17 protein-coding genes are annotated in these 18130 nt (G+C 60.7%); 10 read left to right on the top strand and 7 right to left on the bottom strand.

Annotation, left to right across the window (positions count from 1 at the left end; genetic code table 11):
* On the top strand, positions 1 to 295 hold a 295-nt coding region (locus DOM57_RS20995; protein WP_110651622.1), incomplete at its 5' end, for a helix-turn-helix transcriptional regulator.
* 45 nt (positions 296 to 340) lie between these two features.
* On the opposite strand, the gene DOM57_RS21000 is transcribed toward DOM57_RS20995, so the two are convergent.
* The 5 genes from DOM57_RS21000 to rpmH form a co-directional block, all read right to left on the bottom strand.
* Positions 341 to 1531, bottom strand: a complete 1191-nt coding sequence (locus DOM57_RS21000) for a site-specific integrase (RefSeq protein WP_110651624.1) — start codon at positions 1529 to 1531, stop codon at positions 341 to 343.
* A 170-nt stretch (positions 1532 to 1701) separates the two neighbouring features.
* Complete coding sequence (gene mnmE, locus DOM57_RS21005; RefSeq protein WP_110651626.1) at positions 1702 to 3072, bottom strand: tRNA uridine-5-carboxymethylaminomethyl(34) synthesis GTPase MnmE; 1371 nt, start codon at positions 3070 to 3072, stop codon at positions 1702 to 1704.
* Positions 3073 to 3196: 124 nt separating this feature from the next.
* Positions 3197 to 4897 carry a membrane protein insertase YidC gene (gene yidC / locus DOM57_RS21010; RefSeq protein ID WP_110651628.1) on the bottom strand — a complete coding sequence of 567 codons (1701 nt, stop codon included), beginning with the start codon at positions 4895 to 4897 and terminating at the stop codon, positions 3197 to 3199.
* Positions 4898 to 5002: 105 nt separating this feature from the next.
* Positions 5003 to 5389, bottom strand: a complete 387-nt coding sequence (gene rnpA / locus DOM57_RS21015; protein WP_110651630.1) for a ribonuclease P protein component — start codon at positions 5387 to 5389, stop codon at positions 5003 to 5005.
* A gap of 11 nt (positions 5390 to 5400) precedes the next feature.
* The gene (gene rpmH / locus DOM57_RS21020) at positions 5401 to 5535 is read right to left on the bottom strand and encodes a 50S ribosomal protein L34 (RefSeq protein WP_110651632.1); all 135 of its coding nucleotides are present in this window, start codon (positions 5533 to 5535) and stop codon (positions 5401 to 5403) included.
* Positions 5536 to 6153: 618 nt separating this feature from the next.
* On the opposite strand from rpmH, the gene dnaA reads away from it, so the two are divergent.
* From dnaA to DOM57_RS21060, 8 genes are all read left to right on the top strand, one after another.
* Positions 6154 to 7656, top strand: a complete 1503-nt coding sequence (gene dnaA, locus DOM57_RS21025; RefSeq protein ID WP_110651634.1) for a chromosomal replication initiator protein DnaA — start codon at positions 6154 to 6156, stop codon at positions 7654 to 7656.
* Between the two features lie 182 nt (positions 7657 to 7838).
* Positions 7839 to 8942, top strand: coding sequence for a DNA polymerase III subunit beta (dnaN, locus tag DOM57_RS21030; protein WP_110651636.1), 1104 nt, complete (start codon positions 7839 to 7841; stop codon positions 8940 to 8942).
* 183 nt (positions 8943 to 9125) lie between these two features.
* Entirely contained in the window at positions 9126 to 10211 is a 1086-nt protein-coding gene (gene recF / locus DOM57_RS21035; RefSeq protein ID WP_110651638.1) for a DNA replication/repair protein RecF, read from the top strand.
* Positions 10212 to 10230: 19 nt separating this feature from the next.
* Positions 10231 to 12648: a DNA topoisomerase (ATP-hydrolyzing) subunit B gene (gene gyrB, locus DOM57_RS21040; RefSeq protein WP_110651640.1), complete on the top strand. Its 2418-nt coding sequence runs from the start codon at positions 10231 to 10233 to the stop codon at positions 12646 to 12648.
* A 457-nt stretch (positions 12649 to 13105) separates the two neighbouring features.
* Entirely contained in the window at positions 13106 to 14314 is a 1209-nt protein-coding gene (locus DOM57_RS21045) for an ABC transporter substrate-binding protein (RefSeq protein ID WP_110635020.1), read from the top strand.
* 54 nt (positions 14315 to 14368) lie between these two features.
* A complete protein-coding gene (locus DOM57_RS21050) occupies positions 14369 to 15274 on the top strand; it encodes a carbohydrate ABC transporter permease (RefSeq protein ID WP_071232447.1) in 906 nt (301 codons plus the stop codon).
* Entirely contained in the window at positions 15271 to 16146 is an 876-nt protein-coding gene (locus DOM57_RS21055) for a carbohydrate ABC transporter permease (protein ID WP_110651642.1), read from the top strand. Before DOM57_RS21050 ends, DOM57_RS21055 begins: the two co-directional genes overlap by 4 nt.
* 7 nt (positions 16147 to 16153) lie before the next feature.
* Positions 16154 to 17305, top strand: coding sequence for an ABC transporter ATP-binding protein (locus DOM57_RS21060; protein ID WP_110651644.1), 1152 nt, complete (start codon positions 16154 to 16156; stop codon positions 17303 to 17305).
* 43 nt (positions 17306 to 17348) lie between these two features.
* Here the strand turns inward: DOM57_RS21060 and DOM57_RS21065 are convergent, their stop codons facing one another.
* Positions 17349 to 17531: a hypothetical protein gene (locus tag DOM57_RS21065; RefSeq protein WP_110651647.1), complete on the bottom strand. Its 183-nt coding sequence runs from the start codon at positions 17529 to 17531 to the stop codon at positions 17349 to 17351.
* Positions 17532 to 17587: 56 nt separating this feature from the next.
* Positions 17588 to 17839, bottom strand: coding sequence for an SGNH hydrolase domain-containing protein (locus DOM57_RS22795; RefSeq protein ID WP_420820246.1), 252 nt, complete (start codon positions 17837 to 17839; stop codon positions 17588 to 17590).
* Between the two features lie 82 nt (positions 17840 to 17921).
* Here DOM57_RS22795 and traL point away from each other — a divergent pair, with 82 nt between their 5' ends.
* Entirely contained in the window at positions 17922 to 18122 is a 201-nt protein-coding gene (gene traL / locus DOM57_RS21070) for a type IV conjugative transfer system protein TraL (RefSeq protein ID WP_110651649.1), read from the top strand.
* The last annotated feature ends 8 nt before the right edge of the window (positions 18123 to 18130 follow it).

Below are 18130 nucleotides of genomic sequence, written 5' to 3' on the forward strand. Positions count from 1 at the left end.
CTGTGCCACTACACTTGACCACTACAGTGGCAGCAAGGCCTCGGAGGCCGACAAGGAGATCATGAGTCTTGAAGGCTGTGCGGAATATACGGGGCTGAAGAAAAGTACCCTGTACCAGCTAACCTCCCAAAAGAAGATCCCACACTTCAAGCCAAATGGTCACCGGATTTTCTTTCGCCGCGCAGATATCCTGAAGTGGCTCCAGTCCAACCGGATCGCGACAGCGGACGAAATCGAAAAGGCGGCTGCTCAGCACCTGGTGAGCCATCGAAGACCAGGACGACGGAGTTTATGATGTGGGGCAGGTTTAAAGAGGGGCTGTGAAAGCCCCTCTCGTCACTTAGGCTGCACATTCCCCAACCTCGTCCAGTGTCTCCTCAAATATGTCAGGAAAACTCCTCATGGCCTCTGTACGGCGAGTTTCGAGTATGTCCGCGTAGATCTCCGTGGTTCTGAGCTCGCTGTGGCCCAAAAGCCGGGACAACGAGTAGATATCCACACCCCTGGCCAGTTGATTGACCGCAAAGGTGTGCCGTCCGGCATGGAAAGTGACGTTCTTGGTGATTCCTGCCCGCATGACCCACTGCGCTAATGCAACGTTGGTGTAGGAGTCGTACTTCAGACCCTTGAATACCCTATCACCTGGCTTACCGCGACTCTCCAGGTTCAACAATCTCACCGCTGAGTCTGGAAGATCCAGGTATTGCAGTGAGTTCCCCGCGTTCATCAGCTTCTTCTGCCGAAAAATGATGCGGTAGTGGCCATCGGCGAATTCCTCTATCTCACCCCAGACCAGCTTGTGGATATCTGACCAGCGAAGGCCAGTAGTGCAGGAAAACAGGAAAGCCCGCCTCAGCACGTCATACCGGCATTCGGCTTTGGTCAGAGCCCGGACCTCTTCCAAGGTCAGGTAAGTCCGTTTCGTGTTTTCCGGCTTGATGGACTTAACCTGTTGAACCGGGTTGTCGCGGACAATGCCGTCCCGATAGGCCTGGTTGAGCGCTGCCCGAACCTTGTTGAAGTAACTGCTGGTCGTGTTCTTGGCCAGTTTGGTACCCGATTTGGTAGTGGCTTCATGCTGAAGGTAATGCCGGAACCCCTCCAGAAATCGTTTATCGACTTGCTCAAAGGTAAGTTCAGACAAGCCATGGTAACGGTGCAGGTGATGACGGGTGGAGATCCAGATCGAATGGTTGGATTTGCTTCCGGAAGCCTTCTCGTCGGTGAGTTGGTCGAAGTAATCGAAGAAGCTGGCAGACAGCTTGGTCCGATCGTCCAATCCATGTCGTGACGACTCGATTTCCAACAGCCGCTTTGCCCGTATGGCCTCAGCCTTCTGATTCACGGTCTTGTTGTGCTCACGCTCCGCCGGAAGGCGGGGTTTGTCGTAGAGGAACAGGTTCAGGGGCTCATATGAGCGCTTCTGCGCCCGAGAACCGTTCTGACCCGTCTTGGAACCGTGATAGTAGACCAGTCGCAAGGCACGGTGGCCGTTCTTGTCTGGTTCGCGTTTCTGGATAGTGATTTTCATGTTTTGCTCCTTTTGTGCTCCGAGTGCTCCGAAAACTTATACTCGGAGCACACACGGAGCAAGAGGGGGCAAAACGGATCAAATTGCCTGCAAAGAAATAGAATAAATTTCTTTATAAAACAATGGATTATTTGTATTTGATTGGATGCTTTTCGATCTTTTTGGCCGTTTCACTTCCCGATGCAGAAACTGCCGAAGATCTCGCCCAACAGGTCGTCGGCGGTGAATTCGCCGGTGATCTCGTTGAGCGCGTTCTGGGCGTCACGCAGATCCTCGGCGAGCAGTTCGCCGGCGGCGGCGCCTTCGAGTTGTGCCGTGCCATTGGCGAGCGCCCGGGCGGCGCGCTCGAGAGCATCGAGGTGGCGGCGGCGGGCGGAAAATCGTCCCTCGGTGGTGGCGTCGAAGCCCATCACCGCTTTCAGATGCTCCTTCAGGTTATCCACACCCGCTCCGGTCCGGGCCGAGATGCGAATCACCGGCGGGGTTGTGGATAGTTCGGCGACATTGCTCTCGCCGCTTTGGTCGATCTTGTTGCGCACCAGCGTCAGCCGGCCGGGATCGGGCAGGCGCTCGATGAACTCCGGCCAGATCTTCACCGGGTCGAGCGAGTCCGTCTCTCTGCTGTCGACCAGCAGCAACACGCGATCTGCCTTCTCTATCTCCGCCCAGGCGCGCTGGACGCCGATCTGCTCGACGGCGTCCGGGGTATCGCGCAGCCCGGCGGTATCGATCACGTGCAGCGGCATGCCGTCGAGGTGGATGTGTTCGCGCAATACGTCGCGGGTGGTGCCCTCGATCTCGGTGACGATGGCACTGTCGCGCTCGGTCAGGCGGTTGAGCAGGCTCGATTTGCCGGCATTGGGGCGTCCGGCGATCACCACGCTCATGCCCTCGCGCATCAGCGCACCCTGGTTGGCGCTGGCGCGCACGCTTTCCAGCGTCTGTCGCAACGTGGCCAGCTTGGCCGCGACCACGCCATCGGCAAGAAAGTCGATCTCTTCCTCGGGAAAATCGATCGCCGCCTCGACGTAGAGCCGCAGCTCGATCAGCTCGCTGACCAGCCGCGAGACGCGCTGCGAGAATTCGCCCTGCAGCGAACGCAGGGCGTTTTCGGCGGCGGCGCGGGAGCTGGCGTCGATCAGGTCGGCGATCGCCTCGGCCTGGGCCAGGTCGAGCTTGTCGTTGAGAAAGGCGCGCTCGGAAAACTCGCCGGGGCGGGCGAGGCGCGCGCCCAACTGCACGCAGCGCTCCAGCAGCATGTCCATCAATACCGGGCCGCCATGGCCCTGGAGCTCCAGCACGTCCTCGCCGGTGAACGAGTGGGGGCCCGGAAAGTAGAGCGCGATGCCCTCATCGATCACCCCACTGGCGCCATGGAAAGGGCCGTAATGGGCATAACGCGGCGTCGGCTGGTGACCGAGTATGGTTTCTGCCAGGCTCGCCGCTGACGGCCCGGAGACACGCACGATGCCGACACCACCGCGCCCCGGCGGCGTAGCCAGTGCTGCGATGGTGTCCTGGCGGTAGAGCGGTGCGTTCATCGCGATCTCCGTCGGCGTGTGAAGGAAGGGATGACAATCGCCGGATATTGTCCGGGGGCATGGTCTAAAACGCCAGACCCCCGCGGCGCGGGGGTCTGGGGAGAAGCAGGATCGACTGGCGGGATCAGCCCTTGGCCTTGACCGCCTTGCCGCCCCCTGCGTCATCCTTGAGCACCTTGTTGGTGATGAACCACTGCTGCAGGATCGAAATGCTGTTGTTGACGATCCAGTAGATCACCAGGCCGGCCGGGAACCACAGGAAGAAGAAGGTGAAGACGATGGGCAGCATCTTCATGATCTTCGCCTGCATCGGGTCCGGCGGAGTCGGGTTCAGGAGCTGCTGCAGCAGCATGGTGCCGCCCATGATGATCGGCAGGATGAAGTAGGGATCCTTGGCCGACAGATCCTGGATCCACAGCATGAACGGCGCATGGCGCAGTTCGACGGATTCCATCAGCATCCAGTAGAGCGCGATGAACACCGGCATCTGGATCACCATCGGCAGGCAGCCTCCCAGAGGATTGATCTTCTCCTTCTGGTAGAACTTCATCATCTCCTGCGACATCTTCTGGCGATCGTTGCCGTATTGTTCCTTGAGCCGCTGCATTTCGGGGCCCATCTTGCGCATCCGGGCCATCGACTTGTAGGCCTTGGCCGAGAGCGGGAAGAGGATGATCTTGACGGTGATCGTCAGCAGCACGATCGACCAGCCCCAGTTGCCGATCACGCTGTGGATCTTGTCGAGCAGCCAGAACAGCGGGTTGGCGAGGAACCACAGCCAGCCGAAATCGACGGTGAGCTCCAGGTTCGGGGCCACCGCGGCGAGGCGTTCCTGGACCTTGGGCCCCATGTACAGGGTGGCATCGAGCGTCGTCTCGCCGCCTGGAGCGACGGTCTCGCTAGGGCCGGCAAAGGCCACCACGTTGCGGTCCCGGGAATCGGTCGTGGCGTAGTAGAGATTCTGCTGATCCTGGTCGGGAACCCAGGCCGAGGTGAAGTAGTGCTGGATGATCGCGACCCAGCCGCCCTGGACATCACGGTTGTTGAACTGACCGTTCTGGATCGTCTCGAAGTCGATCTTCTCGTAGTGATTGTCGGGCGAGGAGTAGGCGGCGCCCAGGTACGAGCTCATGCCCACGCCTCCCCCGGTGGAGGGATCGGGGCTGTTGTCGCGGGCCAGTTGGCCGATGAAGCGGGCGGTGACCGGGGTCTCGCTCCGGTTGGCCAGGTGATAGCTGACCTTGACGGCGTAGCTGTCGCGGTTGAAGACCAGACGCTTGATCACATCGACGCCGTTGACGGTGGCATGCAGGTCGACGGTCAGCGATTTCTGATCCTGGCCAAGGGTATAGCGGGTCTTGTCGGGCTCGAAGACGATCCGTCCCTGATGACCCTCGAGCTGGAGCCCCGACTTGGCGACGTAACTGCGGGTCTTGCCGTCAGAGAGCAGCACGAAGGGACGCTCGGCGTCGCGGCTCATCTTGTGCTGGGGCAGGGCCGCGTAGACGATGTCGCCGCCGCGCGGGTCGATGCGCACGTCGAGTACATCGGTGGTGACCTTGATCAGGCTGCGCCGGTTGTCGGCGGCGCCTGCGTCGGCCATGGCCGGGCTGTCGCCGTCGGCCGATGACTTGGCCTGATTCGCGGGGGCCGCCAGGCCCTGATCGTCGGCGCTTGGGTCACTCGCATCGTTACCGGCGCTGTCGCTGAAGGAGGGCGCCTGGGTCTCGACGGCGGTCTGGCCGTAGTCCTGATTCCACTGCATGATCAGCAGGTAGGCGAGCACGGCCAGCGGAATCACGAAAAGGAGTCGTTTCAAGTCCATAAAAGGTCTGCCCGGTAAGGGAATGGTTCGGTGGGCGCCGGGCATCGGCGGTCATCCGGCGACGAACGCCGGGACTCCCCCGGCCTGCAGCGCAGGGATGTCCGATCAGGTCGACGACGATGAGTCGTGCCGCGTTTGGCGGGCGGACTTTTCCAGACGTCGCCACATGCCGTTGAGCTGGCGGAAGACGCTGGCGTTGTCCAACTCATGTACGCCCCGCCGAGCGAGCAAGACGATATCCACTGCCGGTAAACGGTGCTGTTGCTGACGAATGGATTCGCGCACGAGGCGTTTGAGGCGATTGCGATCGACGGCACGACGCACGTTCTTCTTGCTGAATATCAACCCGATCCGTGGATGGCCCAGTGTGTTGGGGCGTGCCAACGCCAGCATTCCTTTACCGTGGACCTTGTAGGGAGCGTGGTCGAAAACGTGCTTGTAATCCCCGGCATTCAGTAACCGCAGTTGCCGGGGGAAACCCTGATCGGACACCCGATGTCCGATCAGGCGCTGAGACGCTTGCGGCCCTTGGCGCGACGACGGGAGAGGACCTGACGGCCGTTCTTGGTCGCCATGCGGGCGCGGAAACCGTGGACGCGCTTGCGCTTCAGAACGCTCGGCTGGAAAGTACGTTTCATGGCTGCTGATTCCCAATTGGTTGAGTGGTTAAGCTATTGAAGTAGCAAGGGAAATTGGTTCGAAACGGGATGCCCGACACGCTCAACGAAACCGGGCTCACTCGGCTCAAGAGCGGGAATTCTAGTGAATCCGCGGGTCAGGTGCAATTTTTCTCTGAATTATCCACACCCCATTGTGGGCGAAAAATACCGAGGCCGGCGGATGTATCGTGAATTTCGCTTCGCGCCGGCTGCCGCTCTCGCCTCGATAGGTTTCCCGCAGCGGTCGCCCTGGTGGCCCCCGGCTGCCACGGGTTGTCAATAACACCATGTGGTTAAAGGTGGGGATAAGGATTGTGAATAAGCCAATTTATCCATTTTAAATCAGAGAGATAAAATTTTTTCAGGGCTGTGGGAAAGATGCTCAAGAGTGGTGCAAAAGTCAGTGGCAGGAAAAATTTTTGGCCTGCGCTGGTGCAGCCAGCGGTAGATCTCCTCAGAGCTTTTCCCAGGATTGCCAACGCCTTGTCATAAGCTTATCCACAACGTGTCGATCGACCGACCTCGTGTGGATAACCTATCCACTCGACGCTACAATGTGGCCGTTTCCTTTTCATCTCTCGAGATTCGTGAGGTCGTGTGTCGGTCGCACTCTGGCAACAATGTCTCAATTCGCTGCAGGACGAGTTGAGCTCGCAGCAGTTCAACACTTGGATCCGTCCGCTGCAGGCGGAAGACGGCGAGACGGATGAGCTTTGTCTGCTGGCACCCAATCGCTTCGTGCGTGACTGGGTCAGCGACAAGTACCTCAAGCGCATCAATGAGCTATTGCGTGAAGTGGGCTCCAGCGGCAAGCCGCCCAAGGTGAGGCTGACCGTGGGCAGCCGGCGCGCTGCCGCCGTTTCGCCACGCGATCTGGGTGCGCCGGTGTCGGCGCCCGGCCGGTCGCCGCAACGCCCGGCGGCGCCCAGCGTACAGACGGCCTCGCGTTCGGGCGAGGCGGTCGAGGAACGCCAGCAGGATCAGGCGCGTGAACGTGAGGAGAGTGGTCGACGCTCCAACGAACGGGGAGGCGAGCGCGGCGGCGAACGTCAGGTTCAGGTCGAAGGCAGTCTCAAACACGGCAGTGGCCTCAATCCCAACTTTACCTTCGAAACCTTCGTCGAGGGTAAGTCGAACCAGCTGGCCCGCGCCGCCTCGCGCCAGGTCTCGGAAAACCCCGGCGGGGCCTACAATCCGCTGTTTCTCTACGGTGGCGTCGGTCTGGGCAAGACCCACCTGATGCACGCCGTGGGCAACCACCTGGCCGGTCTGCGCGACAACGCCAAGGTGGTCTATCTGCACTCCGAGCGTTTCGTCGCCGACATGGTCAAGGCGCTGCAGCTCAATGCGATCAATGATTTCAAGCGCTTCTATCGCAGCGTCGATGCGCTGCTGATCGACGACATCCAGTTCTTCGCCGGCAAGGAGCGCTCCCAGGAGGAGTTCTTCCATACCTTCAATGCCTTGCTGGAAGGCGGCCAGCAGATGATCCTCACCTCCGACCGCTATCCGAAGGAGATCAGCGGCGTCGAGGAGCGTCTCAAGTCACGTTTCGGCTGGGGACTGACGGTGGCGATCGAGCCGCCGGAGCTGGAAACCCGAGTGGCGATCCTGATGAAGAAGGCGGACCAGGCCAAGGTCGATCTGCCCCACGACGCCGCCTTTTTCATCGCCCAGAAGATCCGTTCCAACGTGCGTGAACTGGAGGGCGCGCTGAAGAAGGTGATCGCCGACTCCCACTTCATGGGCAAGCCGATCACCCAGGATTTCATCCGCGAGTCGCTCAAGGATCTGCTGGCGCTGCAGGACAAGCAGGTCGGCATCGAGAACATCCAGCGTACGGTGGCCGAGTACTACAAGATCAAGCTGGCCGATCTGCTTTCCAAGCGCCGCTCGCGTTCGGTGGCGCGTCCGCGTCAGGTCGCCATGGCGTTGGCCAAGGAGCTGACCAACCACAGCCTGCCCGAGATCGGCGACGCCTTCGGCGGGCGCGATCACACCACCGTGCTGCACGCCTGCCGCAAGGTGGTGGCGCTGCAGGAAGAGAGCGCGGACATTCGCGAGGATTACAAGAATCTGCTGCGGCTGCTGACGAGCTGATTCGCTGAACCTCAATTACCGCAAGGCAGGGATTGCGACTGGCGTCCGGCGAGGCAAGAATGGGACGGCGCGCAGTTAGACCGCCTTGAACGATCGATCGTTTGGCAGGATTGATCCACCGGTTTCTTGATTTTCCGATTTCTTGATTCAATCCAGGTTACTGATTCGACTACGGAGCCCCAATGAAATTTTCCATCTCTCGCGAAGCCCTGCTGCGCCCGCTGACCCTGGTGGCCGGGGTGGTCGAGCGCCGCCAGACGTTGCCGGTGCTCTCCAACGTACTAATCGAAGTCCAGGATGACGGGCTGTCGCTGACCGGTACCGATCTCGAGGTGGAACTGATCGGCCGTGCCACGCCGGCAGTGGTCGACGAGCCCGGCTCGGTCACGGTACCGGCGCGCAAGTTGATGGATATCTGCAAGTCGTTGCCGGATCAGTCCGATATCAGTTTCTCGCTGGAAGACGGCCGCGTGGTGCTGCGTGCCGGCCGCTCGCGCTTCACGCTGTCGACGCTGCCGGTGGCGGAGTTCCCCAATATCGAGGATGGACAGAACGACACTACGCTGTCGCTGCCGCGTGGCACGCTGAAATACCTGATCGATGCCACGTCGTTCGCCATGGCGCAGCAGGACGTGCGCTATTACCTCAACGGCATGTTGCTCGAGCTGGCCGATCACATCGTGCGTACCGTGGCCACCGACGGCCACCGCCTGGCGGTATGCGAGCGTAGCGCCGAGATCGAACTCGGTGGCGCGCGCAAGCTGATCATCCCGCGCAAGGGGGTGCTGGAACTGGCGCGCCTGCTCGATGGCAGCGACGAGCCGGTGGAGTTGATGCTGGGTTCCAACCATATCCGCGCCAATACCGGCGAGTTCACCTTCACCTCCAAGCTGGTCGACGGCAAGTTCCCCGACTACGACCGCGTGATTCCCAAGGGTGGCGACAAGGTCTTCATCGCCGAGCGCAACGAGTTGCGTCAGAATCTCGCGCGTACCGCGATTCTTTCCAACGAGAAGTATCGCGGCGTGCGTCTCCACCTCGAGGAGAACAACCTCAAGGTGATGGCCAACAACCCCGAGCAGGAAGAGGCCGAGGAGAACGTCAGCATCGAATACTCAGGCGACGCGCTGGAGATCGGCTTCAACGTCGGCTATCTGATCGACGTGCTCAACGTGCTGGATGCCGATCGCATGCAGATGACGCTGTCGGATGCCAACAGCAGCGCGCTGATGGAGGAGCCGGGCGGTGGGGATGCCCGTTACGTCGTCATGCCGATGCGCCTTTGAGTGCAGGGACGTGGCATCGATCATGCTTTGTTAAAAATCGGCGAACCTTGCTCACTTATACCCGCATAAGCTCCGCCGGTTCGCCGATTTTTGCCGCGCCTGATCATCGCTCGCCAACGTCTTCCGCGGTGGGCGAGTGGTCGGGCGTTTCCTCTCGTCTCTTGCCATGAGTTGTCAAGTGCCATGCCGCTCGATCGGTTGAGTTTCCACGGCCTGCGCAATCTGGGTGCGCTCGAGATGGCGCCCGGGCCGCGCATCAATCTGATCAGCGGTGCCAACGGCAGCGGCAAGACGTCGCTGCTCGAGGGCATTCACGTTCTCGGCATGGCGCGCTCCTTCCGCACCCAGAAGCTCAAGTCGCTGATTGCCCACGATGGCGAGGAGGTCACGCTGTTCGGGCGGCTCGAAGGCGATCCACCGCTACCCATCGGCGTACGGCGGCGACGCGATACACCCGAACTCGATATCCGCGTCGACGGCGAGCGTGCCGCGCGTATCACGCAGCTGGCCGAGGCGCTGCCGCTGCAATTGATCAACCCCGATGCGTTCCGCTTGCTCGAGGGTACGCCGGCGGCACGGCGGGAGTTTCTCGACTGGGGCGTTTTCCACGCCGAGCGGGAGTTTCTCGACGCCTGGAAGCGCGTCAGAAGGGCGTTGAAACATCGGAATGCCCTGCTCAGACATGATAGAATTGACCTCCAGTCGATACGTGTCTGGGAGCAGGAACTGGCCCACTGGAGCGAGCGTCTGGATGGCCTGCGCGAGGCCTACATGACGCGTTTCGCACCGGTGTTCGAAGAGACCCTGGCGGCGTTGCTGCCGCTGCCCGATCTGACGTTGCGCTATTCGCGCGGTTGGGATCGCCAGCGGGATCTGCTCGATGTGTTCGAGAGCGGTCGGGAGACCGATCGCCAGATGGGTTTTACCCAGCAGGGCCCGCAGCGCGCCGACCTGCGCATCCGGGTCGGGCGGCATCCGGCGGTCGAGGTGCTCTCGCGCGGCCAGCAGAAGCTGGTGGTCAGTGCGCTGAAACTGGCCCAGGGGCAGTTGCTCGAGCAGTTGAGCGAACGCACCTGCCTCTACCTGATCGACGATCTGCCGGCGGAGCTCGACGGCGACCACCGGCGGATCTTCTGCCGGTGGCTCGAACGGCTCGACTGCCAGGTCTTCATCACCAGCGTCGATCATGCGGCGCTGGCCGACGTCTGGCAGCCACGCACGGATGTCGTGGCATCGAGACTCGCCGACGGGCGGCTGCATTCGGAATGATTTCACCATGGAGTGAGCAATGAGCGAACAGGCCTACGATTCATCGAGCATCAAGGTCCTCAAGGGCTTGGACGCGGTGCGCAAGCGTCCCGGCATGTACATCGGCGATACCGATGACGGCACCGGGCTGCACCACATGGTGTTCGAAATCGTCGACAACTCGATCGACGAAGCGCTGGCCGGCTACTGCAGCGAGATCCAGGTGATCATCCACACCGACGAGTCGGTGACCGTCAGCGACAATGGCCGCGGCATTCCCACCGACATCCACTCGGAGGAGGGCGTCTCCGCTGCCGAGGTGATCATGACGGTGCTGCACGCCGGCGGTAAGTTCGACGACAACTCCTACAAGGTTTCCGGTGGCCTGCACGGTGTCGGCGTATCGGTGGTCAACGCGCTTTCCGAAGAACTCAAGCTGACCATCTGGCGCGCCGGCCAGGTCCACGAGCAGATCTATCGTCACGGCGTGCCGCAGGCGCCGCTCGCCGTCGTCGGTCAGACCGAAAAGAGCGGTACCCGGGTCCATTTCCGCCCGTCCTCCGAGACCTTCGCCAATATCGAGTTTCATTACGATATTCTCGCCAAGCGCCTGCGCGAGCTGTCGTTTCTCAATTCCGGCGTGGCGATCCGGCTGATCGACGAGCGCGATGCCAAGGAAGAGCTGTTTCACTACGAAGGCGGCTTGAAGGCGTTCGTCGACCATCTCAACACCAATCGCACCGCGCTCAACCCGGTGTTCCACTTCGAGACCCAGCGCGATGACGGCATTGCGGTCGAAGTGGCGATGCAGTGGAACGATACCTTTACCGAGAACGTCTACTGCTACACCAACAACATTCCGCAGCGCGACGGCGGCACCCACATGGCCGGTTTCCGCGCCGCGTTGACGCGCAGCCTCAACAACTACATCGAGGCCGAGGACATCCAGAAGAAGGCCAAGGTGGCGACCTCCGGCGATGACGCCCGCGAAGGCCTGACCGCGATCATCTCGGTCAAGGTGCCGGACCCCAAGTTCTCCTCGCAGACCAAGGAAAAGCTGGTCTCGTCCGAGGTCAAGACCGCGGTCGAGCAGGAACTGAGCCGGCAGTTCTCGGATTACCTGATCGAACATCCCAACGAGGCCAAGGCGATCGTCAACAAGATGATCGATGCCGCGCGTGCCCGCGAAGCCGCGCGCAAGGCGCGAGACATGACGCGGCGCAAGGGTGCGCTGGATATCGCCGGACTGCCGGGCAAGCTGGCCGACTGCCAGGAGAAGGATCCGAGCCTCTCCGAACTCTATCTGGTCGAGGGTGACTCGGCCGGCGGCAGCGCCAAGCAGGGCCGTGACCGTCGCACCCAGGCGATCCTGCCGCTCAAGGGCAAGATCCTCAATGTCGAGAAGGCGCGTTTCGACAAGATGCTCTCCTCGGCCGAGGTCGGCACCCTGATCACCGCGCTGGGTTGTGGCATCGGGCGCGAGGAGTTCAACCCGGACAAGCTGCGTTACCACTCGATCATCATCATGACCGACGCCGATGTCGACGGTTCGCACATCCGCACCCTGCTGTTGACCTTCTTCTTCCGCCAGATGCCGGAGCTGATCGAGCGCGGCCACGTGTTCATCGCCCAGCCGCCGCTGTACAAGATCAAGCGCGGCAAGCAGGAAATGTACCTGAAGGACGAGCAGGCGATGACCGACTACCTCACCACCACCGCGCTGGATGGGGCCCGGCTCTACGTCAATGCCGACGCACCGGGCATTGCCGGCGAGCAGCTCGAGTCGCTGGTCAATCAGTATCGCGACGTGATGAAGCGCATCGATCGCCTGTCGCGGGTCTATCCCAATGCGGTCCTGCGCAAGATGGTGCATGCCACCAAGCTCGATGAAGGCAGTCTTGGCGATCGCATCACCATGCAGAACTGGATCGAGGCGCTGCAGCAGGAGATGGATTCGCTGATCGCCCATGAAGGCGGCCCGCGCTATACCTTCCAGCTTCAGGAAGATACCGAACGCGGCCTGTGGATGCCCAGCGTGGCGCTGACCGCCCATGGCGTGACCACCGATTATGTGTGGGGCATCGACTTCTTCCGCAGTGCCGACTACCGCGCGCTGGCCGGACTCGGCGAGACCCTGGACGGCTTGATCGACGAGGGTGCCTATGTCGCCCGTGGCGAACGCCAGAAGCCGATTGCCAATTTCTACGACGCGCTCGAGTGGCTGATGCTCGAAGCGCAGCGTGGACTCAGCATCCAGCGTTACAAGGGGCTGGGCGAGATGAATCCGGACCAGCTGTGGGAAACCACCATGGACCCGCAGTCGCGGCGCATGCTGCGTGTCTCGATCGAGGACGCCGTCGCCGCCGATCAGATGTTCAACACGCTGATGGGAGACGAAGTCGAGCCGCGACGCGACTTCATCGAGCGTTTCGCGCTGGTGGCCAATCTGGACGTGTAATGTTCCTTTGGCCAATCGAGCCTGATCAACAAAGAGCGGCTCATCCTTCGGGATGGGCCGCTTTTTTGTGCGCTGTTGCAAGGCGAGAGAGGTAGGGTGCGAGAGAAAGATCGAGGAGTTCGGGCCTCGTGATATAGCGCATTAGTCGATACGACTTAGGACGTAGAACCAGGCAATAGTCACCCATAAACCGCATTGCATGCGTGGCGGCGTTATCGAACCGGGATCACAGCGATCGAGTGTGCGTCCATGGTTGTATTGTTAGGTAAACGCAGTTAGGTAATAGTCTTAATTATCCCACTTGGTGCGCCAAATGAGGTGGGTCGTTTCGTAAAAGAACTAGATGTTGCCCCACAAAAAGAGGAATTAAGGGATGCACAGCAATCACAATAGGGCCCTCGTCAATCGTCTGGGATTTGCGCTACTTCCATTCGCTTTGGCGCTATCCACGAATACGATGGCGGCTGATACTTCAACGGATAATCAGGTCGAGGTTCTCAACTGGTGGACCTCGGGTAGTGAAGCCAAGGCGCTGGGCGCATTGAAGGATGGCCTGTCGGATCAGGGCATCGGCTGGAAGAACATGCCGGTAGCTGGCGGTGCCGGTACCAACGCCATGGCTGTGCTGCGCTCGCGTATCACCTCGGGCAATCCGCCGACGGCAGCGCAGGTACTCGGCTACGACGCGCAGGACTGGGCCCAGCGCGATGCGCTGAGTTCGCTCGACGAGGTTGCCAAGGCAGGAAACTGGAACGAAGTCTTTCCGCAACCACTGCAGGAATTCGCCAAGTACGATGGCCATTGGATCGGCGCGCCGTTCGAGATCCATTCGACCAACTGGGTCTGGGCCAACAAGTCGCTGATGGACGAATTGGGCATCGAGCAGCCCAAGACCTGGGACGATTTCATCGCCTCGATGAAAAAGGCCAAGGACGCGGGTTATATCGGTCTGGCCTACGGCGGCCAGCCATGGCAGGACTCTACGGTGTTCGAGAACGTGGTCCTCGCGACTGGCGGTGCCGATTTCTATCGCAAGGCATTGATCGATCTCGACCCGCAGGCGCTCGATTCCGCCACCATGACCCAGGCCTTCGATCATCTGCGCGAACTGTTGAAGTACAAAGACGACAACTCTCCCGGCCGCGACTGGAATCTGGCTACGGCGATGGTCATCAACGGCAAGGCGCTCTATCAGATCATGGGTGACTGGGCGAAGGGCGAGTTCCTCAATGCCAACCTCGAGCCGGGCAAGGACTTCATGTGCTTCCGGACGCCAGGCACGCAGGATGCCGTGACCTTCAACAGCGATCTGATGATCATGTTCGATACCGATGACGCCGAACAGCAGAAGATGCAGCAGACCATGGCCAAGATCATCGGCTCACCCGAGTTCCAGATCGCCTTCAGCCAGATCAAGGGCTCGGTGCCGGCGCGCATGGATCTTTCCGCCGACAAGCTGGATGCCTGTGCCCAGAGCGGTTACGAGCAGGTTCAGGCTGCCGCGAAGAACCACACGCTGATGGGCAGCATGGCGCATGGCTACGCCGCGCCGGCGTCCGTCAAGAATGCCGTCTTCGACATCATTTCCTCCTTCGTCAACAGCGACATGCCCAGCGATGTCGCCGCCGAGCAGCTGGCCGCGGCGATACAGAGCGCCACGTCCTGATGATCTGCCCCGCCTCTCGGCGGGGCTTCTCATTCACGAATCGAGAGTGATCCGATGTCCAATGCTTCCCCGGATCGGGACGGTGGAGCGCGGGAGCGCCTTCAGCGCTGGCTGCCGAAGCTGGTGCTGTCGCCATCCTGCGTCCTGGTCCTGTTCTTCGTCTACGGCTTCATCGCCTGGACGAGCTACATCTCGTTCAGCGACTCCGGCATGATGCCGGACTATACCTGGGTCGGGTTGCATCAGTGGTCGCGGTTGTGGACCTCCTGGACCTGGGGCATCGCCCTTCACAATATCTGGGTCTTCGGGCTTCTCTATATCGTCAGCTGCATCGTGCTGGGTCTGATACTGGCGATCCTGCTCGACCAGCGCATCCGAGCCGAGGGCGTGCTGCGCACCATCTATCTCTATCCGATGGCGCTCTCCTTCATCGTTACCGGTACCGCCTGGCAGTGGTTTCTCAATCCCGGCCTGGGATTGGAGAAGACCATGCACGACCTGGGCTGGCAGAGTTTCAGCTTCAACTGGCTGATCGATTCCAACATGGCGATCTATACGGTCGTGATCGCGGCAGTCTGGCAGGCGACCGGTTTCGTCATGGCGATGTTTCTGGCGGGGTTGCGCGGTATCGATGGCGAGATGATCAAGGCGGCCCAGATCGATGGTGCTCCGGCCTGGAAGATCTACGCGCGCATCATCATCCCGCAGTTGCGGCCGGTCTTCCTGAGCGCCGTCGTGGTGCTGGCGCACCTGGCGATCAAGAGCTTCGATCTGATCGTGGCGATGACCGGCGGCGGGCCGGGCAATGCCACCGCGGTGCCGGCGACCTTCATGTACTCCTACGCCTTTTCGCGCAACGAAATGGGCATCGCCGCGGCCAGCGCGGTGTTCATGCTGGCGGTGATCGCAGCGCTGATCATCCCCTATCTCTACTCCGAGCTTCGGGAGCCCAGATCATGAGTGCCGCATCTCCTGCCGCACGCCGAGGCGCTGCCACGCGTGCCGTACTGTACGCCATTCTGCTGGTTTTCGCGGTCATCTATCTGATGCCGCTCTATGTGATGCTGACCACGTCGTTCAAGACGCTCGAGGAAATCCATCAGGGCAACATGCTGGCGCTGCCCGGCGAATGGACGCTGGCGCCCTGGCGGGAAGCGTGGGGAAGTGCCTGTATCGGCCTCGAATGCAACGGTGTCCACGGTTACTTCTTCAACAGCATCAAGATCGTGGTACCCGCGGTACTGATCTCCGGCCTGCTCGGCGCCTTCAACGGCTATGTGCTGACCAAGTGGAAGTTTCGCGGCCACAAGGTCGTGTTCGGCCTGATACTGTTCAGTTGCTTCATTCCGTTCCAGATCATCCTGTTGCCGATGGCCCGGGTTTTGGGGCTTCTGCATCTGGCCAACAGCACGGGCGGGCTGGTACTGGTTCATATTGTCTACGGTATCGGATTCACCACGCTGTTCTTCCGCAACTTCTACGCCAGCTTCCCGGACGAACTGGTGCGGGCGGCACAGCTCGATGGCGCCGGTTTCTTTACCATCTTCTTCCGGATACTGCTGCCGGCGTCGGTACCGATCATCGTGGTCACGATCATCTGGCAGTTCACTAACGTCTGGAACGACTTCCTGTTCGGCGTCTCGTTCGCTTCTGGCGACAGCGCGCCGATCACGGTGGCGCTCAACAATCTGGTCAATAGCTCCACCGGGGTGAAGGCCTACAACGTCAACATGGCAGCGGCGATGGTGGCGGCCGTGCCGACACTCATCGTCTACATCCTCGCGGGCAAGTATTTCCTGCGCGGGCTGATGTCGGGATCGGTCAAGGGCTGAGGATCACATGAGCTTTCTGCATATCAACAACGTACACAAGCGCTTCGGCGAGACTCACGTCCTGAAAGGGGTCGACATCGCGATCGAGCAGGGCGACTTTCTGGTACTGGTGGGGCCGTCCGGCTGTGGCAAGTCGACGCTTTTGAACATGATCGCCGGGCTGGATTCGATCAGCGAGGGCGAGCTATTGCTCGATGGACGGTGTATCAATGACGTACATCCTTCCCGGCGCGATATCGCGATGGTCTTCCAGTCCTACGCCCTCTATCCGAGCATGACAGTGGCGGGCAACATCGGCTTCGGACTGGAAATGCGCAAGGTGCCTCGCAAGGAGCGGCGCGAGGCGGTCGATCGGGTCGCGAAGCTGCTGCAGATCGAGAACCTGCTCGATCGCAAGCCGGGTCAGCTTTCCGGCGGGCAGCGCCAACGTGTGGCCATGGGGCGGGCGCTGGTGCGCGACCCGCAACTTTTCCTGTTCGACGAACCGCTCTCGAACCTGGACGCCAAGTTGCGGGTCGACATGCGTAGCGAGATCAAGCAACTGCATCAGCGACTGAAGACCACCATCGTGTACGTGACGCACGATCAGGTCGAGGCGATGACGCTGGCAACTCGTATCGCGGTCATGCGCGTCGGTGAGTTGCAGCAGCTGGGGACGCCCCACGAAGTCTACGATGACCCCAACAACCTGTTCGTTGCCGGTTTCATGGGTTCACCGTCGATGAACCTGGTGAAAGCGCGAATCGTCGAGCACGATGGTGTGTTGGTGGCACAGGTGGCAACGGGCGATACGACACTGGCACTGCCCATCGTGCGCGATCGTGAAGCGCTGAGTGACTGGTGTGGGCGCGATGTCATCCTGGGATTGCGGCCGGAGGCGATCACCGATCCGGCCAGCGCCAACCATCGCGATGGCAACATTCATGAAGCGGAGCTGCCGGTCGATCTGATCGAGCCGACCGGGGCGGATCTGTACGTGGTCACCACGCTCGGCGACGCCAGCGTCAACGCGCGAATGCGTCCCGGCACGCCGCTACGGCCGGGAGAACGGACTCGATTCGCGTTCGACGTCTCACGAATGGTGGTGTTCGATCCCGAGTCCGAGAGACGAATCCGCGATGAACAAGTGGTCGATTCGGCGCTGGAGGAGACGGCCTGACGCGGAAAGAAGGCGGAGGGGAAGAGAGACATCGCGAGTTCGGTCAGCGCTGTTGCCCGACGAATTCGCGAATGCCCTCGGCCAGGCGTCGGCCCTGACGTTCCAGTGCTTCGCCTTCGACCATGCCGATTCCCAGTATCAGGCCCCGCCGATGATCGCCGGTAGCACAGACCCGGCTCAGTGGGCGGGTGACCAGATGCTGTCGGTTCAGCAGCGCCTTCGACAAGCGCTCGTGCTCGTGGTCAGGCCATGAATTTGCCCCGCTCCCAAAAGCAGGGAGCATTACGGTCGCATGGACATCAGAATCCGTTGAGCGATTTTATCGGTGGCAAAAGGCGTGGGATGGTCATCATCCTGGTACAACGCTTTCCCATTCCTGACCGCATAACATTCTTGACTGTCGCAGAAAATATCCCTGATGCCGATCCGAATGACATTCGTGCTTCTTTCCAGCTCAGAGAGATAATCTAGGCTTTGTCTGAAAACTGCCTGCGCTCGGCCATACGGCGTTAAAAATCGGCTCAAAGTACTCATTTACACCGCGTAAACTCCGTCTTTTCACCGATTTTTGCCTTGTCTGACCTTCGCTCGACGACTTTTCAGACAAAACCTAAGCATGCAACCCGTAAAAATCCCCAGCCGGATCGATGACCCGGTCCACCTCCTGATGTGGAGTTTGGATGAGATGGCTCCCATCTTTTGTGGGCTCATCCTCGGCATGGCCATAGGGCAGGCCATGATCGGTCTGGGCATTGGCCTGGTTATCACCAACTTCTACCGGCGCTACCGCGATAACCACCCGGATGGCTATCTGTAGTGGTCAAC

The sequence above is a fragment of the Salinicola peritrichatus genome (assembly GCF_003206715.1).
In the GTDB taxonomy this organism is placed as follows: Bacteria; Pseudomonadota; Gammaproteobacteria; order Pseudomonadales; family Halomonadaceae; genus Salinicola; species Salinicola peritrichatus.